The organism is Mycobacterium intermedium, assembly GCF_002086275.1.
GTDB classification, from domain to species: Bacteria; Actinomycetota; Actinomycetes; order Mycobacteriales; family Mycobacteriaceae; genus Mycobacterium; species Mycobacterium intermedium.
In genome coordinates this window covers 33,525-57,369 of record NZ_MVHT01000036.1, presented here as the reverse complement: position 1 = coordinate 57,369, position 23,845 = coordinate 33,525, and the positions used below count along the sequence as shown (strand labels likewise).

Genomic DNA, 23,845 nt, shown 5'->3' with positions numbered 1-23,845 from the left:
CCGGCATCGCCGGCCCCGGCGCCCGCTAACAATCCGGCCTCGCCGGCACCCGCCAACCCCGCGCCGCCCGCTGTGCCTGGTGACCCGAATGCGGTGCCGCCTCCGGCCGACCCGAATGCGCCACCGCCCGTCGACCCCAACCTCGGGCGTATCGACAACGCCGTCGGCGGTTTCAGCTTCGTGCTGCCGCCCGGCTGGGTCGAGTCGGACGCATCCCACCTGGACTACGGGTCGGCGCTGCTCAGCAAGTCGCTGGGCGAACCGCCGGCGCCCGGCCAGCCGGCGCCCGTCGCCAACGACACGCGCATCGTGCTCGGGCGGTTGGACGCCAAGCTTTACGCCAGCGCCGAATCGACGAACCCGAAGGCCGCGGTCCGGCTGGGCTCGGACATGGGTGAGTTCTTCATGCCCTACCCCGGCACACGGGTCAACCAGGAAACGGTCCCGCTGAACGCCAACGGGCTGACCGGCAGCGCGTCGTACTACGAGGTCAAGTTCACCGACGCTTCGAAGCCGAACGGCCAGATCTGGACCGGTGTCATCGGCTCGCCGGACACTCCGAACGGCCAGCCTCCGCAGCGCTGGTTTGTGGTGTGGCTCGGGACGGCAAACAACCCGGTGGACAAGAACGCGGCCAAGGTCCTGGCCGAGTCGATCCGTCCCTGGGCGCCTCCGGCGGCCGCGCCGGCGCCGGGTGAACCGGTGCCCGGGCAGGTCCCCGGCCAGGCACCGGCACCCGCACCGGCTCCAGCGCCGGGTCAGGTTGCACCGGCCGAGCCGGGTGCTCCGGCCGCACCGGCGCCCGCGCCCGTCCCTGGACAGGCTCCGGCCGGGGGAGTGGCGCCCGCTCCGGCGCAGGTGCCGCATAGCACGCAACCGGCCTGACACACCTAAGTCCTGCCTGTAGATCACTCACCGGTCATCGCGGCATTATGTGGTGATGGCTCCACAGCCGATTCCCACGACGATGACGGCGTGGCAGGTGCGTCAGCCGGGACCCATGCACACCCACCCGCTGGAGCGCGTCACCGTCGAGGTGCCGCGACCCGAACCGTCCGAACTGTTGGTTGCCGTGCGGGCCTGCGGCGTCTGCCGCACCGACTTGCACGTCACCGAGGGTGACCTGGCCGTGCACCGGCCACGAGTGGTTCCCGGGCATGAGGTGGTCGGCGAAGTCCTCGAGGTGGGCTCTGAGGTTGGCTCAGCGGCGAACGGCGAGTTCAACGTCGGCGACCGGGTCGGCATCGCCTGGCTGCGCCACACCTGCGGGGTATGCAAATACTGTCGGCGCGGCAACGAGAACCTGTGCCCGGAATCCCGCTATACCGGCTGGGACGCAGACGGCGGGTACGCCGAGTTCGCCACGGTTCCTGCGGCATTCGCGCATCGTCTGCCCACCGGCTACACCGACAGCGAGCTGGCCCCGCTGCTGTGCGCGGGGATCATCGGCTACCGCGCCCTGCTGCGCGCCGAGCTACCCCCAGGCGGCCGGTTGGGCATCTACGGATTCGGCGGCAGCGCCCATCTCACCGCGCAGGTCGCCTTGGCGCAAGGAGCGGAGGTGCACGTCATGACGCGCGGAGCACGGGCGCGCGAGTTGGCGCTCGAGCTCGGCGCGGCCTCGGCTCAGGGCGCCGCCGACCCGCCACCAGTGCCGCTCGACGCCGCCATCCTGTTCGCCCCGGTCGGCGATCTCGTGTTACCAGCGCTCGAAGCCCTCGACCGCGGCGGCACCCTGTCGATCGCGGGTATCCACCTCACGGACATACCGACGCTGAACTATCAGCGACACCTCTTCCAGGAGCGCCAAGTTCGCTCGGTCACGTCGAACACCCGGGAAGACGCGCGCGCCTTTCTCGAGTTCGTCGCCGAACACCGCGTCGAGGTCACCACCCCGGAATATCCGCTGGCGGAAGCCGATAACGCGCTGACCGATCTCAGTTCCGGCCAGATCGCCGGCGCCGCGGTGCTGCTGGTGTGATGCTCAGGTAGACAGCTGCCACACCAGCGCGGCGGCCAGCGCGCCCATCCCGTTCAGCGACCAGTGCAGCGCTATCGGGGCAATGAGGCTGCCACTGCGGCGGCGCAGCCAGCTGAAGATGAAGCCGGCGGCGCCGGTAGCCACCACGGCCAGCGCCACTCCCGAGATCATTCCCACCACGCCGCCACCGAATAGCCGGGTGAAGCCGAGGTTGTTGCTTGTCAGGCCCAACGAGGTCGCGATGTGCCAGAGCCCGAACAGCAGCGATCCCGCCATCGCGACACCGCGAAATCCCCAGGCCCGCTCCAGCGCGCCGTGCAGCACTCCGCGAAACGCCAACTCTTCGGGGATGACGGTCTGCAGCGGGATGATCACCATCGAGGCGATCAGCGCGCCCGACACCGTGGCGTAGTGGTTGTTCAGGAACATCGGGCGGGTTATCGGCAGTATGACCCCGATCGCGATCACCGACATCACGACGCCCACGGCCGCCAGGGCATAGCCCATTCCGGATTTCCAGTGTTCGCGCCCCAAACCCAGTTCGGCCCAGTCGAGACCGCGGTACCGCAGCAGAATCACCAGCCCCACGGCGGCCGCAGGAACGGTGGCGATGCTCGCCCAGGGCGTGGTGAAGTGCGCCACCAGGTTCGTCAACACCAGCACGGTCACGACGACGGCGATGTCGACATAAAGCCGATACCGGTCCAGGCCCAACGGCGGGGCGGCAGTTTCCAAGGCTTCGACAGACATCGTCGCGATTCTACCGGCGCTCGGCGGCCGGCAGTCTTACTTCGCTGTCAGCCGACGGCCCGCGTAGGCCTGGAGTTCGGCGGAGAGCGCGTCGGCGACGAGCAAGTCGGGGAGCAGGTCGGGTTGCGTCATCCGGGCGCGAAAAGCCAGCCGACTGGTCACGTCATGATCAGGGCGGTAATCGATGGTGATCGTGTCGCCGGCGCGGACCGTACCCGGCGAGATGACGCGCAGGTAGGCGCCGGGTTCTTCCGCCTGGGTGAAGGTCTTGATCCAGTGACTCAGGTCCAGGAACGCCGCAAACGTCCGGCACGGGGTCCTCGGCGCGGAGACTTCCAGCAGTAAGCCGTCGGTGCCGACCCGCCACCGCTCGCCGATGCGTGCGTTCGTCACATCGACGCCGACGGTGGTCAGGTTTTCGCCGAACATTCCGTTGGTGAGGGTGCGCTGCAGCCGAGCTTCCCACGCATCGAGATCTTCCCGCGCGTATGCGTAGACGGCCTGGTCGTCGCCGCCGTGCAGTTTCCGGTTGCCAATGGTGTCGCCGACGAGTCCGCTACCGAGCCCTCCGCGCATGGGCCCGGGGGCTCGCACCAGGACCGGCTCGGTCACCGGAACCTTGTCGATGCCGGTCAGCTTCGACTGGGCGCGCGGATCGGGATTCGACCGGCCACGAGCCACGTTGACCGACAACACTTTCGTCACTGGCACAGGCTAGCGCCGACGACGGGAGCTAGCCGTTTCCCTCCCAGGCCCAACCGGAAATCTCCGGGTCGTCCTCGCCGTGCTCTCGGGTGTACTGACGAGCCGACAGGCGTGCGTCGACCATCCGCTGGCGCAATCCCGCGGCGCGGCCGGCCAGGCCGTCGACCCGGTCGATGACGTCCATGACGAGATGGAAGCGATCCAGGTCGTTGAGCATCACCATGTCGAAGGGGGTTGTCGTCGTCCCGCGCTCCTTGAAGCCGCGCACGTGCAATTGGGCGTGGTTGGTGCGTCGATAGGTGAGCCGGTGGATCAGCCACGGATAGCCGTGGTAGGCGAAGATGACCGGCTTGTCGCGGGTGAACAACGCGTCGAATTCGTTGTCCGGCAAGCCATGTGGGTGTTCGGAGGGCGGCTGCAGGCGCATCAGGTCGACGATGTTGATCACCCGTACCTTGAGGTCCGGCAGTTCGCGTCGCAGGATGCCCGCGGCGGCCAGTGTCTCCAGGGTGGGAATGTCGCCGGCGCAGGCCAACACCACGTCGGGATCACCGACCGCCCCGGCCGTGCTGGCCCACGGCCAGATGCCCAGGCCACGCGTGCAATGCAGGATCGCATCGTCCATCGAAAGGTAGGACAGCGCGGGCTGCTTGCCGGCGACGATGACATTGACGTAGTCGCGGCTGCGCAGGCAGTGGTCCGTCACCGACAGCAACGTGTTGCCGTCCGGCGGGAGGTAGACGCGCACCACCTCGGCACGCTTGTTGGCAACCAGGTCGATGAATCCCGGATCCTGATGCGAGGCGCCGTTGTGGTCCTGGCGCCACACGTGGGAGCTCAACAGATAGTTGAGCGAGGCGATGGGCATTCGCCAGGGCAATTCGCGGCTGGTGGACAACCATTTCGCATGCTGGTTGAACATCGAGTCCACGATGTGCACGAATGCCTCGTAGCAGTTGAACAGGCCGTGCCGCCCGGTCAGTAGATAGCCCTCCAGCCAGCCCTGGCACAGGTGCTCGGACAGCACCTCCATCACGCGCCCGTCGGGTGCCAGATGGTCGTCGTCAGGTCCGGTCGCCGAAAGCCAGACTTTGTCGGTCTTTTCGAAGACCGCGCTCAGCCGGTTTGAGGCGGTCTCGTCGGGACCCATCAACCGGAACCGGTCGGGGTTGCGGATGATCACGTCGCGCAGATAGGTACCCAGGACCCGGGTGGCTTCGTGGGGTTCCGCGGCCGGCCTCTCCACCGGGACCGCGTAATCGCGGAAGTCGGGCAGGTCCAAGTCGCGCAGCAATAGGCCGCCATTCGCGTGCGGATTGGCGCTCATCCGCCGATCACCTTGGGGCGCAGCGGCTTTCAACCCAGCGCGCAGTGCGCCGCTGTCGTCGAACAACTCCTCGGGGCGGTAGCTGCGCAACCACTGCTCGAGCTGGGCACGATGCTCTTCGTTGTCGCGTGTCCCGGCCAGGGGAACCTGGTGTGAGCGCCAGTTGCCTTCGACCCGCTCGCCGTCGACCACCTTGGGACCGGTCCAGCCCTTGGGGGTGCGCAACACGATCATCGGCCACACCGGCCGCTCGATCTGTTCACCGGAGCGGGCGGCCTGCTGAATCGCGGCAATGTCGTCGAACGCGTCGTCGAGCGCAGCAGCCAACTGCTGGTGCACGTCGGGCGGGTCATCTCCGGCCACGGTGATCGGCCGATACCCGTAGCCGCGCAGCAACGACTCGAGCTCGGTTTCCGGAATCCGCGCCAGCACGGTCGGGTTGGCGATCTTGTAGCCGTTGAGGTGCAGGATCGGCAACACCGCGCCGTCGATGGCGGGGTTGAGGAATTTGTTGGAGTGCCAGCCCGCCGCCAGCGGTCCGGTCTCGGCCTCGCCGTCGCCGATCACGCAGGCCACCACCAGGTCGGGGTTGTCGAATGCCGCGCCGAAGGCATGCACCAGCGCGTACCCCAACTCACCGCCCTCGTGGATGGAACCCGGGGTCTGCGCGGCGACGTGGCTGGGGACGCCGCCCGGGAAGGAGAACTGGCGAAACAGTTTGCGCAGGCCGTCGGTGTTTTCTCCGATGCCCGTGTAGATCTCGCTGTAGGTGCCCTCGAGGTAGGCGTTGGCGACCAGGCCGGGGCCACCGTGGCCGGGTCCGGTGATGTAGATGACGTTGGCGTCGCGGTTGCGGATGATCCGGTTGAGGTGCGCGTAGATGAGGTTGAGTCCCGGCGTGGTGCCCCAGTGCCCCAGCAATCTGGGTTTGACGTGCTCGGCCGCTAGCGGTTCGGTCAGCAGCGGGTTGTCCAACAGGTAGATCTGCCCGACCGACAGATAGTTGGCGGCGCGCCAATACGCGTCGATCAGGGCCAGTTCGTCGGCGGAGAGGATGGTGGGTGGCTCAGATGTTGGGCGCATCTAGCCGATTGTGCTTGCCGCCGGTTAACGCCGTGTTCAGCCGGGTTGACTCAGCACCTACTCTTCGCCGCGGGCCCGGGCTTCGTACGCCCTGCGCTTCTCCACGTCGACGTCGTCGGTGAAGACGTGATCGCCGCCGGCCGAGCGGTTGAGGGCTTCTCTGACGATGCGCGGCATGAACTTTTGCATGACCACCGCCGCGCCTGCCGCTCTGGTCACCCGCACGCGCGGTTTGGGCTGGGCGATGAGGCCGATGACCGCGTTGGCGATGTCCTCAGGTTCGGCGTTCTTGAATCCCTTGATGCCGGCGGTGCCCGCGGTGAGCTCGGTGTTGACGAACGTGGGCAGCACCGACGAGAAGTGCACGCCGGCCGAGCGGTACTCCAACCGCGCCGAATCGGTGAACCCGAGCACGGCGTGCTTGCTGGCGCAATAGGTGGCCAGCCCGACGATGTGCATCTCACCAGCGAGCGAGGCGACGTTGATGACGTGGCCTCGTCCCCGCGGGACCATCCGCTGAGCCGCCAGCTTGCTACCGAGGATCACCCCGTAGACGTTGATGTCGAGGATGCGCCGGGTGACCGCGTCCGGCTCGTCGACGATGCGACCGACGGGCATGATGCCCGCGTTGTTGACCAGCACGTCGATCGGCCCGAGTTGGCGCTCGACCTGGTCGAGGAAATCCGAGAACGAGTCGCGGTCGGTGACGTCGAGCTTGCCGTAGACGTCTAGGCCGAGGTCGGCGCCGGCCTCCTTGACCGTCGCCTCGTCGATGTCGCCGATGGCCACCTTGGCGCCCAACTTGTGCAGCGCGGTCGCTGTCGCCAATCCGATTCCCCTGGCGCCGCCGGTGATGACGACGACCTTGCCCCGCACCTTGACGCCGATAGATTCCGTTTCCGCCATTGATCCGCCTTCCAAGTTCTACAAGCCCCACCAGACATTAGGCGGTGCCAATTCTGGAGTGGTGGCACGGTTCGCCCAACGGTTGCGGCGGATCCCCGCCGCTTCGCGAGTGCTATTGCCCGCCTTGTCCGTCGGCGATGCTCAGGTCGCCGAAGTTCAACTGCCAGGACACCCCGAACTTGTCGTTGACCCAGCCGAATTTGGGACTGAACGGGTAGGCATCGAGCGGCATCAAGACTTGCCCGCCGGCGCCCAGCGCGTCGAACAGTCGCTCGATCTCCGCGTCCGAATCGCACTGCACGTAAAGCGACATCGACGGGGTGAAGGTGAAAGCGTGCGGAGCCGGGCTGTCGATGCACATGAACTCCTGGCCGGCCAACACGAACGTGGCGAGCTGAACCGTTGCCTCGGCGCCCGCTTCGCCCGGGCCGTGACGTGTGATCGACCGGATCTCGGAGTCCGCGAACAACGAGGTGTAGAAGCGCATGGCCTCTTCGGCCTTGCCCTCGAACATCAGAAATGTCGTGATCTTTTGCACCGTGGTCACGTTGGATCCCCCAGGTTCAGTCGGCTCGGCTCCCGAGCGTAGTGCGGCCGCGTCGGCGCACTATTCGCGCCGCCGGACAGCGCCTAGCATTTTCGAATGACGTCTTCGCCCGCACGGTTCTTCGTCGATGGTCGGTTCCACACCACGGACAGCGTCGAACCGGTGGTGGAGGCCGCGACCGGCGAGCCGCTGGGAGCGGGCGCCGTCGTCAGCGAGACCGATATCGATCAAGCGGTCGCCGCGGCCCGGTCCGCACTGCCCGACTGGCAGGCCAGTTCGCCGGAGCACCGCGCCGGACTGCTGACGGCGATGGCCGATGCGCTCAAGTCGCGCGCCCGGCCGACCAGTGAGCTGGTGAGCCGGGAGAACGGCATGCCGATCTCACTGTCCCGCGGCGCAAACGGCTCTTTCCCGCCCGCGCTGTTCCGCTACTACGCCCAGCTGGTCACCGAGCTGCCGGCCGAGGAGATCCGACCCAGCATCACCGGGCACACGATCGTGCGCCGCGAGGCCATCGGGGTGGTGGCCGCGATAATCCCGTGGAACTACCCGCAGGCGCTGGCCGCCATGAAAGTCGCCCCGGCGCTGGCCGCCGGTTGCACCGTGGTTCTCAAGTCCTCACCCGAAACCGCTTTGGACGCCTTGATTTTCGCCGAGGCGGCGGTCGAGGCGGGGCTGCCGCCCGGGGTGCTGAACGTGGTGTCGGGCGGCCCGGCGGTCGGCGCCTACCTGGTGGCCCATCCCGGCGTCGACAAGGTCGCCTTCACCGGCTCGACGGCGACGGGTCGCATCGTCGCCGAGATCTGCGGCCGGCTGATGCGCCCGGTCACGTTGGAGCTCGGCGGCAAGTCGGCGGCGATCATTCTCGACGACGCGGACCTCGACGCGACGCTGCGTGGGTTACGGGCCGCGTCATTCGTGAACAACGGGCAGACGTGCCACCTGAGCTCCCGGGTCCTGGCGCCGAGATCCCGCTACGACGAGGTCGTCGATGCGGTGGCGGCATTGGCCGACGGCATGGCGGTCGGTGACCCGCTGGACCCGTCGACCGAGATCGGCCCGTTGGTCAGTTCGCGACAGCGCGAGCGGGTGCTGGGCTACATCGACATCGGCAAGAACAGTGGCGCACGACTGGTCGCCGGTGGGTCGGTGCCCAAGGATCGGCCCAGGGGCTGGTTCGTCGCGCCGACGGTGTTCGCCGATGTCGCCAACTCCGACCGCCTGGCGCGGGAGGAGATCTTCGGTCCGGTGCTCACCGTCAGCCCCTACGACACCGACGACGAGGCGGTCGCCCTGGCCAACGACAGCGATTTCGGTTTGGCCGGCACGGTCTGGTCCTCCGACACCGAGCGCGCCACGAACGTCGCGCGGGCCGTGCGGACGGGCACCATCGGCGTCAACGACTACCAACTCGACATGCGGGCACCGTTCGGTGGGGTCAAGGGCAGCGGGATGGGCCGCGAGCTGGGCCCAGAGGGCCTGGAGGCCTACCGGACACTGAAATCGATCTACCGCGTCGGCCCGGCCTTGGGCGACCCGCCCGCGCAACAGTATTCATAGAAACGCTAAGTTTGATCCATGACCGTAGACCCCAGAACACCCGTATTGATCGCCTACGGCCAGGTCAATCACCGCGACGAGATAAACGCCGAAACCCGATCGGTCGAGCCGCTCGACCTCATGGTCACCGCGACACAGCAGGCCGTCGGAACTGCCGGTGCCCAGGTGCTCGAGGCCGTCACCGACATCCGCGTGGTGAACATCCTGTCGGCGCACTACCGCAACCCCGGACTGCTGCTCGGCGAGCGGCTCAACCTCAGCGAATTCACGGCGAGCTACAGCAGCGTCGGCGGCAACACCCCGCAAACGCTGGTCAACAAGGCATGCCTGGACATTCAACAGGGACGAACCGGTGTGGTGCTGATCGCCGGGGCAGAGACTTGGCGCACCCGGACCGGACTGAAGAAACTCGGCGCCAGACTGGAGTGGACCCAGCAGGACAACTCCGTCCCGATGCCCGAGATCGCCGACACCGACGTCCCGATGGCCGGCGACGCCGAGATCAAGATCAAGCTTGATCGGCCGGCCTTCGTCTACCCGTTGTTCGAGCAGGCGTTGCGCATCGCGAACGGCGAGTCCGTCGAGGACCACGCCAACCGGGTCGCCGAGTTGTGGGCGCGCTTCAGTGCCGTGGCGGCCAACAATCCGAACGCGTGGATTCGCCAGCCGGTCACCGCTGAGGAGATCCGGCAGCCCAGTCCGCAGAACCGGATGATCAGCTGGCCCTACACCAAGTTGATGAACTCGAACAACATGGTTGACCAGGGCGCCGCACTGATCCTGACCTCCGTGGAACAGGCGAGGCGCCTGCAGGTTCCCGAAGAACGTTGGGTTTTCCCGCACACAGGCACCGACGCCCACGACACCTCGGCCATCGCGGAGCGCGACGAACTGCACCGCTCGACTGCCATTCGGATCGGGGGCGCCCGCGCCTTGGAACTGGCCGGCCTGCGCGTCGACGACGTCGACTACGTCGACTTGTACTCGTGCTTCCCCTCCGCGGTTCAGGTTGCCGCGGCCGAGCTAGGTCTTGCCGTCGACGATCCCGCTCGCCCGCTGACCGTCACCGGCGGCCTGACCTTCGCCGGCGGCCCGTGGAGCAACTACGTCACGCATTCGATCGCCACCATGGCCGAGCTGTTGGTGGCCAATCCTGGCCGACGCGGCCTGATCACCGCCAATGGTGGCTTCCTGACCAAGCACAGCTTCGGCGTCTACAGCACCGAGCCCCCGTCGGAGTTCCGTTGGGAAGACGTCCAGCCCGAGGTGGACCGGGAGCCCACCCGGCACGGTCTGGTCGATTGGGAGGGCGTGGGCACCGTCGAATCGTGGACCACCCCCTTCGATCGGGACGGTAACCCGGAAAAGGCCTTCTTGGCGGTCCGCACGGCCGACGACTCTCGCGCCTTGGCGGTGATCACCGATCCCGAGGCCGCCGCGGCGACGGTCCGCGAAGACGTTGCCGGGGCCAAGGTCGCGGTCGCCGCCGACGGGAGCGCGGTCCTGCAGTAGCTGGCGTACGCTTCTACGCAGGCGAACTGGCCGCATAACGGTCACAGTTCGGGACACGTTCCACACCCAACTGTCGCGCCGCCATGCTGGCGTGCCTATTGTCGGAAGTAGGACGTTGGGAGAGGTGGCGCCGGGTGCACATCCTGGTTACCGACGCTGCAGGGACAGTGGGGCGAATGGTTTCGCGCCAGTTGCTCGCTTCCGGACATAGCGTCAGCGGGATAGGGGAGTACCCGCACGACAGCCTGCCTTCCGACGTTAATTTTGTTTGCGCTCCGTTGCACGACCCCGTGCTGTACGAAATCGCCGCCGACGCCGACGCGGTAATCCACCTCGCCCCCGTCGACACGACCGCGCCGGGCGGCGCCGGCATCAACGGGGTTGCGCACGTGGCCAGCGCGGCCGCACGGGCGGGCGCCCGCCTGCTGTTCGTGTCTCAGGCCGCCGGCCAGGCCGACCTGTACCGGCAAGCCGAGGGGTTGGTGGCCACCAGTTGGGCACCCAGCCTGGTCGTTCGGGTGGCACCGCCCGTCGGTCGCCACCTCGACTGGATGGTGTGCCGGACGGTGGCAACGCTGATGAGCAGCAAAGTTTCGGCGGCGCCGATGCGGGTGCTGCACCTTGACGACCTGGTGCGCTTCCTGGTGTTTGCGCTCAGCAGCGACCGCACCGGCGTCGTTGACCTGGCGACCCCGGACACGACCAACATCGTCACCGCATGGCGGATCCTCCGCTCGGCCGATACGCGGCTGCGCACCCATCATGTTCGCAGCTGGGAACAGCTGATTCCGACGATGAATATCACTGCCGCCCAAGAGGATTGGGGATTCGAGTATGGGTGGCAGGCGGTCGACGCGATTGTCGACACCGGTCGCGGACTGATCGGGCGGAAGCTCGATCCCGCGGGCGCGGTCAGCGCCTCACGCGAACTGGCGATTCCCGTTGAACCCGTCGCACGGCGGGAACCCGCTGACGGCGCGCCGTTGAACAGCGCGGCGCCGGAAGGTCTGGAGGGCGAATTCGACGACCGAATTGACCCACGGTTCCCGGTCTTCAGTGCCATCAGCCTGTCGGCGGCGTTTCCTGGGCCGCTGACGCCGATCACGTTGGACGTTCAGCTCAACGGGTTGCGCGCGGCAGGCGCTGAAATGGGGCGCGTGCTCGCCCTCGGGGACGTAGTCGCCGACGAGTGGGCGAACAGGGCCATCGCGGTATTCGGTCACCGACCCTACGTCGGGGTGTCGGCCAACGTCGTCGCGGCCAGTCAGCTGCCCGGCTGGGACGAACACGCCGTCACCGAACGCGCCTTCGCCGGTCAGCCGCCGGTCGGCGAGCTGCTGCCATTCGGCCCACCGCAACGCGGGGGGAAACCGCTCGGGTCGGTCGCCAAGGCGGTGGTGACGGCACGGTCGCTGGCTTTGCTGCGCCATCTGCGTGCCGACACCGACACCTACGTTGCCGCTGCGGCGGCTGAACACCTCGATGCCCAGCAGGTGGCCGCACTGCCGGACAGCAGCCTAGAGGTTCGAATTCGCCTGCTGCGGGACCGAATTCAGCAAGGCTGGATGCTCACCGGATTGTGGGTGATCGACACCGGCGTCACTGCGGCAACGCTGGAGCACACCCGCGCCGCCGCCGGCGTATCAGGCATCGACATGATCGTGGACAGCCACCGCGTCGAGTCCGAAATCGCTGCGCTGGCCGCGGCGTTGCGGGTCGACCCGCCCCTGCGCGCGCTGGCCGCCACGGGAAACGTGGCAAGCGTCCGCGCGCTGTCGACGTCCGCGGCAGCCGCTCTCGACACGGCTCTCGGCGCGCTGACTCATCGGGGCCGGGGGGAAGCAGAGCTGGCCAACCCGACGTTCGGCGACGATCCGTCGGCGATGCTGATTGCCGCCGCCGAGGCCGCCGAGACGCCCGCCGAGCCGCCACACCCGGCGACGCTGAGCCAACGGCTGGCCGCCAGCGCTCGCAACTCCCGCGAACTCGCCCACGACACCACGCTGCGGTTCACCCATGAATTTCGAATCACCTTGCGGGAGCTCGCTTCTCGCCGCGTCGCGGCGGATCTGATCGATGTTGTCGACGACGTGTACTACCTGACCTGCGACGAGTTGGTGACCATGCCGGCCGATGCCCGGCTGCGAATCAAGCGCCGTCGGGCTGAGCGGGAACGCCTCCAGGCGCAGGGTCCGCCGGACATCATTCACGCGAGCTGGAGCCCCGACTAAATTGCACCGCGAGCAGACATAAACTCGTATGAAAGTTGCCTCGTTTGTACGAGTTTGTGACTGCTCGCCAGATTAGATGAGTGGGCGCTTCGACCGGATCAGATCCTTGATCTTGTCCAGCACATCCCACACATTGACGTTCATTCCGGCCAGCACGCGGTTGGCGCCGTCTAGCCAGAATGCGACGAACTCGCGGGCCGCCACATCGCCGCGGAACACGACCCGTTCGAAGCTGGGAGCGTGCCCGACGTATTCCATCCCGAGGTCGTACTGGTCGGTGAAGAAGTAGGGCAGCTCTGCGTATTCGCCTGGGTTGCCCAGCATTCCGGCTACCGCGACCGCGGGTTGCTTGAGCGCATTGGCCCAGTGCTCGGTGCGAATCCTGGTTTCATACAACGGATGCTCGGCTGCGGCGATGTCGCCGACGGCGAAGATGTCGGGGTCGCTGGTTCGTAGCGAGGGATCGACCAGCACGCCACCGTCTGCGGTGGACAGCCCCGCCCGCTCGGCCAGTTCGATGTTAGGTTTGGCGCCCACCGCCACCAAAACGGCATCGGCGTCCACGGTTGACCCGTCGGCCAGTCGCAGCCCACTCGCCTTGCCATCGACGGTGGTGATCTCTTCGACCTGCGCCTGCAATCGTAGGTCGACACCGTGCGAACGATGCAGGTCGGCGAACACAGCCCCGACGGTTTCACCCAGCGCGGCCAGCAGTGGCTGTCTGGCGGTTTCTACGACGGTGACGTCGAGACCTCTTTCACGAGCCTCGGCGGTGACCTCCAGGCCGATCCAGCCGGCACCCACCACCACTAACGAAGATCCTGGCTGCAGAACGGAATCGAGCGCTTCGGCGTCGTCATAGGTGCGCAGATAGTAGACGCCGGCCGCGTCGGCACCTGGGATCGGCGGACGGCGCGAGGTCGAGCCCGTCGCCAGCAGCAACTTGTCGTAGTGCACGGCGGTGTCATCCGCAAGCCGCACCAGGTGGGCGGGCGGGTCCAGCGCTGTCACTCGTGCGTTGAGCCGCAAATCCACGCCGTGCTCGACGTACCAGGCCGACTCGTGCACGGTGAAATCGCTGAGCGCCTTCTTGCCGGCCAGGTACTCTTTGGACAGCGGAGGACGTTCGTAAGGCGCGTGCTTCTCGTCGGCGAACAGGATGATCTGACCGTCGAAGTCGTTGTCCCGCAGCGCTTCTACCGCTTTCGCCCCCGCGAGACCACCGCCGACTACGACAAACGTTGTCGAACTGGTCATATTCGCGAGCCTACGCTTGCCTACCCATGCCCAGGATTTCCAACAATGTCAAAGCGTTACGGACCGCATGCCCACCCAGGTCGTTGTTGAAATACATCCACACACCCCGGCCCTGGTGGTCCCACTCGGTGATGCGCTCGGCCCAGCACCGCAAGTCGTCGAGGGTGTATGAGCCCGTATACATCGAGGCCGGTTCGGGGCCGTGCATGCGCACGTACACCAGATCCGTTGTGGCCCGGGGCACGCAGGCAAGGTTGGCACCACTCATCACGACGTACGCGGCCCGGTGCTTTTCGAGCACCTCGTACACCGCAGGGTCATCCCAGGACGGGTGGCGCAGTTCGACCGCCACCCGGATCGACGGCGGCACGCTGGCGAGGAAGGAGTCGAGCCGGTCATCGTCGCGGGCATGTTCGGGATGGAGTTGGACCAACAGCACCCCGGCCCGATCGCCCAGCACCTGCCAGCACCGTTGGAAACGCTCGATCCAGGGTTCCGGCGATGCCAATCGCCGATAGTGCGTCAGTCCGCGGTGGGCTTTGACCGAAAACTTGAACCCGTCCGGCACCTTGTCGCGCCAACCAGCGAACGTTTCATCCTTGGGCCAGCGGTAGAAGCTCGCGTTCAGTTCGACGGTGTCGAAGACCTCGGCGTAGCGGAGCAGTCGGCGCGACGACGGTGTGCCCGACGGGTAGAGCACGTCGGTCCAGTGGTTGTACGACCAACCTGACGTGCCGATTCGGATGGTCACCGCTCGTCCATACTGCGCCGCGTACCCGCACCCGGCCGGGGCAAACCAGGTGCCTTACTTGGGCGGCAAGCCGTGCACGAATGTGACGCCCCGGGAAACCCAACTCTGCAGCTGTCGTTTGGTCTTCACCCCGTCGGCAGTGACGCGCAGCCAGCCTCGCATCTCCCGACCTCTCATCACCATCGGGCTGACATGCGCTCGGGCGAGCAGCTTGTCAGTGTCGTCCGGTGGCACGCGCACCATCAGTCCGCCCTGACCGCTGACGACGACGGCCATGTGTCCGCCGACGAGAAATGCCAGGCCGCCGAACATCTGCTTCTCGTCGACACCCGGTTCCGCAGCGAGCAGTTCACGAATGCGGTTGGCGAGATCGGTGTCGTAGGCCATGACGCGATGTCAGTCCAGATCGACTCGGATGGTCAGCAGATCGGTGCCCATGGTCCGCACTCCCAGGTTGTTGAAGCGAGGCAGGCTCCGCATGCGCTGCCACGGGTCGTCGTCGGGCAACAGATGCGCGGTTCCGGTGCGCCATTGGCCGCCGATACGTACCCGAACCCTCGGGTTGGCCTTGATGTTGTAGACGTAGTCCGAGTGCCCGCCGTGCTCGGAGACCATCCAGAACTGGCCGTCCGCCACCTTGCCGCCGACGGCGGTGCGGCGAGGCAGGCCCGACTTGCGTCCGATGGTTTCGAGCATGACGCCCGGTCCGCGCCGGCCGAGCGGGTTGACCACGTGGCGTTGGACGCGATGGACGAAACGCCTTTTCAAATCCTTGAATTCGGCCATCACCCGATTGTGCCGTATCCGCTTGCCCTTATCCCGATTCAATTCACGCGCGGGCGGGAAACCGGACGCCCACGGCGCGCAAACACCCATTCCCGCGGTACGGAGAAGAGCCAAACGAACTCGGCGAGGTAGATGATGCTCTCCGGCCCGAGTTCGGCACGCAGGTCTGCGGGAAGCTTGCCGATCCGCAGCATCCTGCGAAGAATCACGGCCGCAGCTGAAGATCAAAGAACAGCCGCCTCCGGTGTGGAGACGGCTGTTCTTTCCTAGTAACTATGTGTTGATGGCGACGAATCCGTCGGCCGTGAAGACGCCCCACGCCCCCACCTCGGGATTGAACACGACTGGTAGCGCCACGTTGGTGTTGGGCGCAATCCAGGTCGCCGGAAGCCCGTAGCTGACCGGGTCGTTGTAGTGCCCAGCAGGCGGGAACCCGTGGTGTCCAGGCGGAAGTGGGGTGCCTGGCCCGTTGCAGTTCACGCCCGGTCCACCGGTACAGACCGGCCCCGGGATGCCCGGGATGCCGGGGATATCCGGGTCGGCTTGCGCCACCCCGGTACCCAGCCCAAACGCTCCCAGCGCGAAACCGCCGGCCATGACCGCTCCCGCAGCAAATTTCTTCAGTGTCATCCTTGAACTCCTTGTCGCACAGACCGGTTGACCAGTCGCTTTGACTTGTTGCCCGAATACGCTCTCGTCGAGCGCGATGACCCCCTGACACGCCCTGATTACCCGGTCAGCGCGAGCCAAAAACAGACGACCGCGAGTCGTTCCCCAGCGCCGCGCCGCCGAGCCGTCGACGGCGACGTCCTGAGCAGGGGCTATGCGGCGACCGTCGCGCCCTGCGACACCGGTTCCAATGCCTGGGTGACGATGTCGGCCACGTCGGTCATCGGCTTGACGTCCAACGCTTCCAGCACCTCGGCGGGCACATCATCCAAGTCCGGTTCGTTGCGCGCCGGTATGAACACCGTCGACAATCCGGCCCGTTGGGCCGCCAGCAGCTTCTGCTTGACGCCGCCGATAGGCAGCACCCGCCCGTTCAGCGTGACCTCACCGGTCATGCCGACGTCCGCGCGCACCCGCCGTCCGGTCGCCATGGACACCAGCGCCGTCACCATCGTGACACCGGCGGACGGGCCGTCCTTGGGCACCGCACCGGCAGGCACGTGCAGGTGGATCCGCCGGTCCAACGCCGCGGGATCCACGCCCAACTGCGCGGCGTGCGAGCGCACGTAGGACAGCGCGATCTGCGCCGACTCCTTCATCACGTCACCGAGCTGGCCGGTTAGTTGCAGCCCTGACTCACCGTCGGTGGCGTTGGCCTCGATGTAGAGCACGTCCCCGCCCATTCCGGTGACGGCCAGGCCCGTTGCCACGCCGGGCACCGCGGTGCGCTCGGCCGACTCGGGCGTGAAGCGTGGCCGGCCCAGGTAGCTGACCAGATCGGGCTCGTCGATGGTCACCGGCTCGCTGTTCTCGGCGAGCTTGGTGGTGACTTTGCGCAGCGCCTTGGCCAGCAACCGTTCGAACTGGCGCACCCCCGGCTCGCGGGTGTAGTCGGCGGCGATCTTGCGCAGCGCCGCCTCGGTGACGGTGACGTCCCCTTCGGTCAACGCCGCCCGCTCCCGCTGCCGCGGCAGCAGGTAGTCACGCGCGATGGCGACCTTGTCGTCTTCGGTGTACCCGTCGATCTCCACCAATTCCATCCGGTCCAGCAGGGCAGACGGGATGTTCTCGACCACGTTGGCGGTAGCCAGGAACACCACGTCGGACAGGTCCAGATCCAGGTCCAGGTAGTGGTCGCGGAAGGTGTGGTTCTGCGCCGGGTCGAGCACCTCGAGCAGCGCGGCGCTCGGGTCACCCCGGTAGTCCGCACCGACCTTGTCGATTTCATCAAGCAGCACAACGGGATTCATCGATTCCGCTTCGCCGATGGCGCGCACGATGCGGCCCGGCAGTGCGCCGACGTAGGTGCGCCGGTGCCCACGGATCTCGGCCTCGTCACGCACCCCGCCCAACGCGACGCGCACGAACTTGCGGCCCAGTGCCCGGGCGACACTCTCGCCCAGCGATGTCTTACCGACGCCTGGGGGACCAGCCAGCACCATCACCGCACCCGACCCGCGACCGCCGACGATCTGCAGCCCGCGTTGTGCCCGACGGGCGCGCACGGCAAGGTACTCGACGATGCGGTCCTTGACGTCCTCCAGCCCGTGGTGGTCGGCGTCCAGGATTGCCCGCGCCGCCGCCAGGTCCGTCGAATCCTCGGTCTTGGTGTTCCACGGCAGGTCGAGCACGGTGTCCAGCCAGGTGCGGATGTAGCCGCTCTCCGGGCTTTGCTCGCTGGCCCGTTCCAGCCTGCCGACTTCACGCAGGGCCGCCTCGCGCACCTTTTCGGGTAGGTCGGCGGCCTCGACGCGGGCCCGGTAGTCGTCAGACCCGTCGGGCTCGCCCTCGCCCAGCTCTTTGCGGATGGCGGCCAGCTGTTGGCGCAGTAGGAACTCCTTCTGCGTCTTTTCCATGCCCTCGCGCACCTCTTCGGCGATCTTGTCGTTGACCTCGACTTCGGCCAGGTGATCGCCGGTCCACTTGATCAGGATGCGCAGCCGTTCGGCGACATCGGCGGTTTCCAGCAGCTCCCGCTTCTGCACGCTGCTCAGGTAGGAGGCGTATCCCGACGTGTCGGCCAGCGCCGACGGGTCGGTCAGGCTGTTGACGTAGTCGATGATCTGCCACGCCTCCCGGCGCTGCAGCATGGCCAGCAGCAGCTTCTTGTATTCGGCGGCCAGCGCCTTGACGTCCTCGGTGGTTTCGGCCTGTGGGACCTCGGTCACCTCGACCCACAACGCGGCGCCCGGCCCGGTGGCCCCGGCACCGATGTGTGCGCGCCGCTCGCCGCGCACGACGGCGGCCATGCCACCACCGGCGATCCGGCCGACCTGCACAATCTTCGCCAGCACACCGTAGGTGGGGTAGCGGTCCTCGAGCCGGGGGGCGATCAGCAATTGTCCCGAGTCGCTGGCTCGAGCGGCGTCGATCGCCGCCTGCGCTGCGTCATCGAGCTCGATCGGCACAACCATTCCGGGCAGCACGATGGTGTCGCTGACGAACAACACGGGCACTGATACGGCATCAGCCATTTGTTCCTCCAAAAGTTAAGTCTGTTCGGCTCAACCCTGGATCGCCCCCATTTGTTCCCGGTGCTAGGACTCGATCGGCCCCAGCCGTCGCAACTGCGTCACGTGCTGGGGTGACAGCTCCTGCAGACAGGTGACGCCGAGCAACGCCATCGTGCGGGTGATGCCGCTTTCGAGGATCGCGATCGCGCGCCTGACGCCGGCTTCTCCGCCGGCCATCAACCCGTACAGGTAGGCCCGCCCGACCAGCGTGCATCGGGCGCCCAAGGCGATGGCCGCGACGATGTCGGCGCCGGACATGATGCCCGTGTCGATGAGGATTTCGGTGTCTTTGCCGAGTTCGCGCGCCACCGAGGGCAGCAGGTGAAAGGGCACCGGAGCTCGATCAAGTTGTCGCCCACCGTGATTGGACAAAACGATCCCGTCGACGCCGCGATCCACCACCGCGCGTGCGTCCTCTAGCGTCTGGATTCCCTTGACGACGAGCTTGCCCGGCCAGCGCGACTTGATCCACGCCAAGTCGTCGAAGGTGACGCTGGGATCGAACATCGTGTTCAGGTACTCGCCAACGGTGCCCGACCAGCGGTCGAGCGAGGCGAATGACAGCGGCTCGGTGGTCAGCAGGTCGAACCACCAGTGCGGGTGCGGCACCGCGTCGAGCACGGTTCGCAGGGTGAGCGCCGGCGGAATCGTCATCCCATTGCGGACATCGCGCAACCGCGCACCCGCCACGGGGACGTCGACGGTCACCAGCATCGTGTCGAAACCGGCGTCAGCTGCCCGCTGCACCAGCTCCATCGAGCGTTCCCGATCGCGCCACATGTAGAGCTGGAACCATTTGCGGCCCTGCGGAGCTGCCGCGACGACGTCTTCGATCGAACTGGTGGCCAGGGTGGACAACGAGAACGGGATCCCGGCCGCCGCGGCCGCGCGCGCTCCGGCGATCTCACCCTCGGTGTGCATCAAGCGGGTGAATCCCGTCGGCGCGATCCCGAACGGTAGCACCGCGGGCTGGCCCAGGACATTCCATCCCGCGGTGATGTTGCTGACGTCGCGCAGGATGGTGGGGTGAAATTCGATGTCGCGGAAGGCTTGTCGGGCGCGTTGCAGTGACAGCTCGTCCTCGGCGGCGCCGTCGGTGTAGTCGAAGGCCGCCTTGGGTGTGCGTCGTTGGGCGATCCGCCGCAGATCCTCGATGGTCAGCGCACTATCCAGCCGACGCTGGGTGCGATTGAATTCGGGTCGTTTGAACCGCAGCAGTGGCGCCAGGTCGCGGACCCGGGGTATCCGTCGTTCGACCGCCATCACCTGATCTAACCAGTGCGCAACTGTGGTGAGATGGAGTCGACATGGAATCGACGGAAGACCCCTTCAACCTGAAGCGATTCGTGGACGCGCAATCGCGGGTTTACCACCACGTTCTGGACGAGCTGCGCGCCGGACGGAAGCGCACCCACTGGATGTGGTTCGTCTTCCCACAACTGCGCGGGCTGGGTAGCAGCACGATGGCGCAGCACTACGGCATCTCCTCGATCGAGGAGGCTCGCGCCTATCTTGAGCACGAAGTGCTCGGGCCGCGGCTGCACGAATGCGCGCGGTTGGTCAACCAGGTGCAGGGCCGCTCGATCGTGGAAATCTTGGGTGCGCCTGACGACCTCAAACTCGCGTCGTCGATGACCCTGTTCGCCCGGGCCACCGACGACAACGAGGACTTTCGCGCGGTGCTTAAGAAGTACTACGGCGGGGGAGAAGACCGGCGCACCGTGGCCCGGCTCAAGTTCAAATAGGCGTTCACATAGGCCGTTCAAACGGGCCGCAGGATTCGCCAGCCCGCAGGCTCGACGACCACCTCGTCCACCACCTCGTTTGGCGGCGCGGTCGAGCCCGCCACGACTTCGACCTGGCCCGTGCCCAGATCCTTTGACCCGAGGCGCAGAGGGCCGTCGTCGATGTTGAGGGCCACGATCAGCGAGTCGTCTCCGTTCTGTGCCTGGTAGACGTAGCTGCGGTTTTCCAACTTGAGTGCGCGGGTCGACGCGGCGTGCAGCCACGGGTGCCGGCGGCGGAGGCCGATGAGGTACTGGTGCAGCGCCAAGACATCCGCGCCGTGCTCATCCAAAGATGTTGGGGGAGAGCTGAATTCCGGACGCACCGCGTCGTCGCCACCGTACCGCTCTTCCTTGACGCCGCGAAAACCGAACTCGTCGCCCGCGTACACGCTGGGAACGCCGCCCACGGTCAGCAACAACACCACAGCGTGGGCCAGGTGCGCCGGGTGGTCGAGGCGGCTCGCGATCCGGGTGACGTCGTGGTTGCCGACGAACGTCAGCGGCGCGAAGGAGGCGAGAAAGTCGTTGTGCCGCTGTAGCGCCCAGTCCAGCTCGAAGAAGTTCCCGTCGTTGAGGCTGCTCCAGATCGCTTTCCACAGCTCGTATTGGGTTGCCGAGTCGAACCGGGCGGCCTCGACAATGGCCGCGTAGTCGCCGTGGATCAGCTCGCCGACAAACCAGGCGTCCGGATGGCGTTGCCGAACCTGGGGTAGGACGGCGGCCCAGAAGTGTTGCGGGACAGCGTAGGCCGCGTCCAGACGCCAGCCGTCGGCGCCGCGCTCCAGCCAATGAGACATCACGCCGACCACGTAGTCGACCACCTCGGGATTGTCGTGATTGAGGGTGAGGAGCTCGCCGTGGCCCTCGAATGTGCCCCCGCTCAGCCAGCCTGCCCGCCGTTCAAAGTCGACGCCGACGTGGTTGAACACGCCGTCCAGCAATACCCGTAAGCCTCGGTGATGCGCCTCCTCGACCAGATGGTCGAAGTCGGCGGCATCACCGAGGCGTGGGTCGATGCGGTAGTGATCGGTGGTGTCGTAACCGTGTGTGCGCGAGGCGAAGATCGGCCCGAGCGCGATACCCGAAGCCCCCAGCTCGATCGCGTGGTCAAACCAGTCGACGAGCCGACGGAGCCGGTGTTGGCCGGGATCGGGTGGTTCATCCGAGGGGAAAGCACCGACGAAACCCAGCGGATACACCTGCCACCAGATCGCGTGCTCCACCCAGGATGGGCCGGCAACGACGCGGTTCACCAAGCGAACGTTAGCCTACGGGCGTCAGGATCTCTGCAGCAGTGATCGCCTGCGCCACGCCGGAAATGATGGCCGCGACCTTCAACGCTTCCAGCACGGCCTCGCGGGCGACGCCCGCCTCACGCAACGCGTGCTCGTGGGCCACCACGCAGTGCGAACACCCGTTGATCGAGGACACGGCGAAGGACCAGAGCTCGAAATTGGCCTTGTTCACACCGGGATTGGCGATGACGTTCATCCGCAAACCGGCCCGAAGGTCGTCGTATTTTCCCTCGAGGAAGCCGCGACCGCGGTAGAACACGTTGTTCATCGCCATGATGGAGGCGGCGGCCAGCGCCGCCTGATACGCCTCGGCGGACAGTGTGTCCGCCGCTTCGGCACCGATTTCGCTGAGCACCTGCGCGTTTCGAGTCGCCGCGGCACTGGCGAGCAGGGTGCCCCACAGTTGCTCCTCGTCGAGGGCAGTGGTGCGGGTGATGGACCCCAAGTTGAGCTTGAGGTCCTTGGCGTACTCCGGCAGTGCTGTCTTGAGGTTTTCTACACTCATGCCCTTCTCCAGTCCTTTACGAAGGCTCCAGTCCTGATGGACTACTACGCCGAAGCCTTGAGCAGTTCGCCGGCGTTCAGCGTCGGGTCGCCCTTGCGCCAGTTGCACGCGCACAGCTCGTCGGACTGCAGTGCGTCCAGAACGCGCAGCACCTCGTCGACGTTGCGGCCGACGGAACCCGCGGTGGCCGAAACGAATTGGATCTCGTTGTTGGGGTCGACGATGAACGTCACTCGGTCCGCCACGCCGTCCTTGTTGAGCACGCCGGTCGCGGTCACAAGCTCGCGCTTGATGTCCGAGAGCATCGGGAACGGCAGCTTTTTCAGGTCCTCGTGCTGCACACGCCACTGGAAGTGAACGAACTCGCTGTCGATCGAGACACCGAGAACCTGGGCGTCGCGGTCTTCGAACTCGTCATTGAGCTTGCCGAACGCCGCAATCTCCGTCGGGCAGACGAAGGTGAAGTCCTTCGGCCAGAAGAAGATGACCCGCCACTTGCCCTCGTAGTCGTCGCTGGAGATGGTCTTGAAGTAGTCGCCCGGCTCCTTGGCGTCGACCTTGGACAGATCGCCACCGATCAGCGCGGTCAGGTTGTAGGCGGGGAACTGGTCGCCGATGGTCAACAGTGACATGGCTCTCCTTTACTGGATTCAATCAAGATTAGGTTTGTACCACTCATAGTGCCGTTTATTTGCTGAGAAGTAAAGGTGATTTATCGCACTATACTGATAGGCATGACCGATAAGACTTTTCATCCCACCCTGGCCGGACTGCGCGCCTTCGTCGCAGTCGCGGAGAAGCAGCATTTCGGCGGGGCGGCAACAAGTCTCGGGGTGAGCCAGTCGACCCTGTCGCAGGCATTGGCGACGCTGGAGTCGGGCCTCGGGACCCAGCTCGTGGAGCGATCTACCCGCCGTGTCCAGCCGACCGCCGAGGGGACGCAACTGCTGCCTCTCGCCCGGGCGGTGCTGGAGGCCGCCGAGTCGTTCACCGCCGCCGCAGCGGGGGTGTCCGACCCGCTGCAGGGAACCGTCCGGCTGGGGCTCATCCCCACCGTGGCGCCCTACGTGCTGCCGACGGTGTTGGCCGGCCTGCCCCGCCGACTGCCCGAGCTGACGGTGCGCGTGATCGAAGACCAGACCGAACGTCTGCTTGCGTTCCTGCGCGACGGGGCGCTGGACGCGGCGTTGATCGCGTTGCCGGCCGAGACCCCCGGGATCAGGGAAGTTCCGATCTACGAAGAGGATTTCGTGCTGGCCCTGCCGCCCGGGCATCCGTTGGCGGGGAAGCGTCGCGTGCCGTCGACGGCGCTTTCCGAACTGCCACTGCTGCTGCTCGACGACGGGCACTGCCTGCGCGATCAGGCCTTGGAGGTGTGCCAGAAGGCCGGCGTGCGGGCCGAACTCGCCGACACTCGTGCGGCCTCGCTGGCGACGGCCGTCCAGTGCGTGAGCGGCGGGTTGGGCGTCACCCTGATACCCGAGAGCGCGGTGGCGGTCGAAACCGCCCGCAGCGGGGTTGGGCTGGCTTATTTCGCGGCACCTCGCCCGGGCCGGCGAATCGGCCTGGTGTTTCGTTCTTCCAGCGGCCGCGACGAAGCTTACCGGCGGCTCGCCGAGATCATTGGGGAACTGGTCAGCGGCGAACAACAGGTACGGCTCGTCACATAGCACCGCCGCG

23 protein-coding genes are annotated in these 23,845 nt (G+C 66.6%); 7 read left to right on the top strand and 16 right to left on the bottom strand.

Annotated features, from left to right (window positions below):
* Together BST27_RS14645 and BST27_RS14640 are read left to right on the top strand one after the other, a co-directional pair.
* On the top strand, positions 1-885 hold an 885-nt coding region (locus BST27_RS14645; RefSeq protein WP_083148519.1), incomplete at its 5' end, for an alanine and proline-rich secreted protein Apa.
* A gap of 55 nt (positions 886-940) precedes the next feature.
* Positions 941-1,981: a zinc-binding alcohol dehydrogenase family protein gene (locus tag BST27_RS14640; RefSeq protein ID WP_069418376.1), complete on the top strand. Its 1,041-nt coding sequence runs from the start codon at positions 941-943 to the stop codon at positions 1,979-1,981.
* 3 nt (positions 1,982-1,984) lie between these two features.
* Here BST27_RS14640 and BST27_RS14635 read toward each other — a convergent pair whose 3' ends face one another.
* The 5 genes from BST27_RS14635 to BST27_RS14615 all read right to left on the bottom strand — a co-directional run bounded on the left by BST27_RS14635 (position 1,985) and on the right by BST27_RS14615 (position 7,299).
* Positions 1,985-2,731, bottom strand: a complete 747-nt coding sequence (locus tag BST27_RS14635; protein ID WP_069418375.1) for a CPBP family intramembrane glutamic endopeptidase — start codon at positions 2,729-2,731, stop codon at positions 1,985-1,987.
* A gap of 36 nt (positions 2,732-2,767) precedes the next feature.
* Complete coding sequence (locus BST27_RS14630; RefSeq protein ID WP_079219706.1) at positions 2,768-3,427, bottom strand: MOSC domain-containing protein; 660 nt, start codon at positions 3,425-3,427, stop codon at positions 2,768-2,770.
* A gap of 37 nt (positions 3,428-3,464) precedes the next feature.
* A complete protein-coding gene (locus BST27_RS14625; protein WP_069418373.1) occupies positions 3,465-5,846 on the bottom strand; it encodes a phosphoketolase family protein in 2,382 nt (793 codons plus the stop codon).
* Positions 5,847-5,903: 57 nt separating this feature from the next.
* Positions 5,904-6,752, bottom strand: coding sequence for an SDR family oxidoreductase (locus BST27_RS14620; RefSeq protein ID WP_069418463.1), 849 nt, complete (start codon positions 6,750-6,752; stop codon positions 5,904-5,906).
* A 112-nt stretch (positions 6,753-6,864) separates the two neighbouring features.
* On the bottom strand, positions 6,865-7,299 hold the full coding sequence (locus BST27_RS14615; protein ID WP_232007227.1) for a VOC family protein: 435 nt from the start codon (positions 7,297-7,299) through the stop codon (positions 6,865-6,867).
* 96 nt (positions 7,300-7,395) lie between these two features.
* On the opposite strand from BST27_RS14615, the gene BST27_RS14610 reads away from it, so the two are divergent.
* The 3 genes from BST27_RS14610 to BST27_RS14600 all read left to right on the top strand — a co-directional run bounded on the left by BST27_RS14610 (position 7,396) and on the right by BST27_RS14600 (position 12,602).
* Complete coding sequence (locus tag BST27_RS14610) at positions 7,396-8,859, top strand: aldehyde dehydrogenase (RefSeq protein WP_069418372.1); 1,464 nt, start codon at positions 7,396-7,398, stop codon at positions 8,857-8,859.
* Between the two features lie 18 nt (positions 8,860-8,877).
* A complete protein-coding gene (locus BST27_RS14605; protein ID WP_069418371.1) occupies positions 8,878-10,371 on the top strand; it encodes an acetyl-CoA acetyltransferase in 1,494 nt (497 codons plus the stop codon).
* 134 nt (positions 10,372-10,505) lie between these two features.
* Positions 10,506-12,602 carry a Rossmann-fold NAD(P)-binding domain-containing protein gene (locus tag BST27_RS14600; protein WP_069418370.1) on the top strand — a complete coding sequence of 699 codons (2,097 nt, stop codon included), beginning with the start codon at positions 10,506-10,508 and terminating at the stop codon, positions 12,600-12,602.
* Positions 12,603-12,674: 72 nt separating this feature from the next.
* Here the strand turns inward: BST27_RS14600 and BST27_RS14595 are convergent, their stop codons facing one another.
* The 8 genes from BST27_RS14595 to BST27_RS14565 form a co-directional block, all read right to left on the bottom strand.
* A complete protein-coding gene (locus BST27_RS14595) occupies positions 12,675-13,859 on the bottom strand; it encodes an NAD(P)/FAD-dependent oxidoreductase (RefSeq protein ID WP_069418369.1) in 1,185 nt (394 codons plus the stop codon).
* A 10-nt stretch (positions 13,860-13,869) separates the two neighbouring features.
* Positions 13,870-14,610 carry a DUF72 domain-containing protein gene (locus BST27_RS14590; RefSeq protein WP_069418368.1) on the bottom strand — a complete coding sequence of 247 codons (741 nt, stop codon included), beginning with the start codon at positions 14,608-14,610 and terminating at the stop codon, positions 13,870-13,872.
* A gap of 54 nt (positions 14,611-14,664) precedes the next feature.
* Positions 14,665-14,997 carry a TfoX/Sxy family protein gene (locus BST27_RS14585; protein WP_069418367.1) on the bottom strand — a complete coding sequence of 111 codons (333 nt, stop codon included), beginning with the start codon at positions 14,995-14,997 and terminating at the stop codon, positions 14,665-14,667.
* 9 nt (positions 14,998-15,006) lie between these two features.
* A complete protein-coding gene (locus tag BST27_RS14580) occupies positions 15,007-15,396 on the bottom strand; it encodes a nitroreductase family deazaflavin-dependent oxidoreductase (RefSeq protein WP_069418461.1) in 390 nt (129 codons plus the stop codon).
* Positions 15,397-15,434: 38 nt separating this feature from the next.
* Positions 15,435-15,605: a hypothetical protein gene (locus tag BST27_RS32420; RefSeq protein ID WP_156789255.1), complete on the bottom strand. Its 171-nt coding sequence runs from the start codon at positions 15,603-15,605 to the stop codon at positions 15,435-15,437.
* A gap of 64 nt (positions 15,606-15,669) precedes the next feature.
* Positions 15,670-16,026 carry a hypothetical protein gene (locus BST27_RS14575; protein WP_069418366.1) on the bottom strand — a complete coding sequence of 119 codons (357 nt, stop codon included), beginning with the start codon at positions 16,024-16,026 and terminating at the stop codon, positions 15,670-15,672.
* Between the two features lie 191 nt (positions 16,027-16,217).
* Entirely contained in the window at positions 16,218-18,539 is a 2,322-nt protein-coding gene (gene lon / locus BST27_RS14570; RefSeq protein WP_069418365.1) for an endopeptidase La, read from the bottom strand.
* Between the two features lie 63 nt (positions 18,540-18,602).
* On the bottom strand, positions 18,603-19,841 hold the full coding sequence (locus BST27_RS14565) for an alpha-hydroxy acid oxidase (protein ID WP_069418364.1): 1,239 nt from the start codon (positions 19,839-19,841) through the stop codon (positions 18,603-18,605).
* Between the two features lie 44 nt (positions 19,842-19,885).
* On the opposite strand from BST27_RS14565, the gene BST27_RS14560 reads away from it, so the two are divergent.
* Complete coding sequence (locus tag BST27_RS14560; protein ID WP_069418363.1) at positions 19,886-20,323, top strand: DUF1810 domain-containing protein; 438 nt, start codon at positions 19,886-19,888, stop codon at positions 20,321-20,323.
* 17 nt (positions 20,324-20,340) lie between these two features.
* On the opposite strand, the gene BST27_RS14555 is transcribed toward BST27_RS14560, so the two are convergent.
* Genes BST27_RS14555 through BST27_RS14545 form a run of 3 tightly spaced genes read right to left on the bottom strand, consistent with a single transcriptional unit; the run spans position 20,341 to position 22,797 of the window.
* On the bottom strand, positions 20,341-21,618 hold the full coding sequence (locus tag BST27_RS14555; protein ID WP_069418362.1) for an alpha-amylase family protein: 1,278 nt from the start codon (positions 21,616-21,618) through the stop codon (positions 20,341-20,343).
* 10 nt (positions 21,619-21,628) lie between these two features.
* Positions 21,629-22,165 (bottom strand): alkyl hydroperoxide reductase, encoded by a 537-nt coding sequence (locus tag BST27_RS14550; RefSeq protein ID WP_069418361.1) that lies wholly within the window; start codon positions 22,163-22,165, stop codon positions 21,629-21,631.
* A gap of 44 nt (positions 22,166-22,209) precedes the next feature.
* Positions 22,210-22,797 carry a peroxiredoxin gene (locus BST27_RS14545; protein ID WP_069418360.1) on the bottom strand — a complete coding sequence of 196 codons (588 nt, stop codon included), beginning with the start codon at positions 22,795-22,797 and terminating at the stop codon, positions 22,210-22,212.
* A 102-nt stretch (positions 22,798-22,899) separates the two neighbouring features.
* Here BST27_RS14545 and BST27_RS14540 point away from each other — a divergent pair, with 102 nt between their 5' ends.
* Complete coding sequence (locus BST27_RS14540; protein ID WP_069418359.1) at positions 22,900-23,835, top strand: hydrogen peroxide-inducible genes activator; 936 nt, start codon at positions 22,900-22,902, stop codon at positions 23,833-23,835.
* Positions 23,836-23,845: the final 10 nt, after the last annotated feature.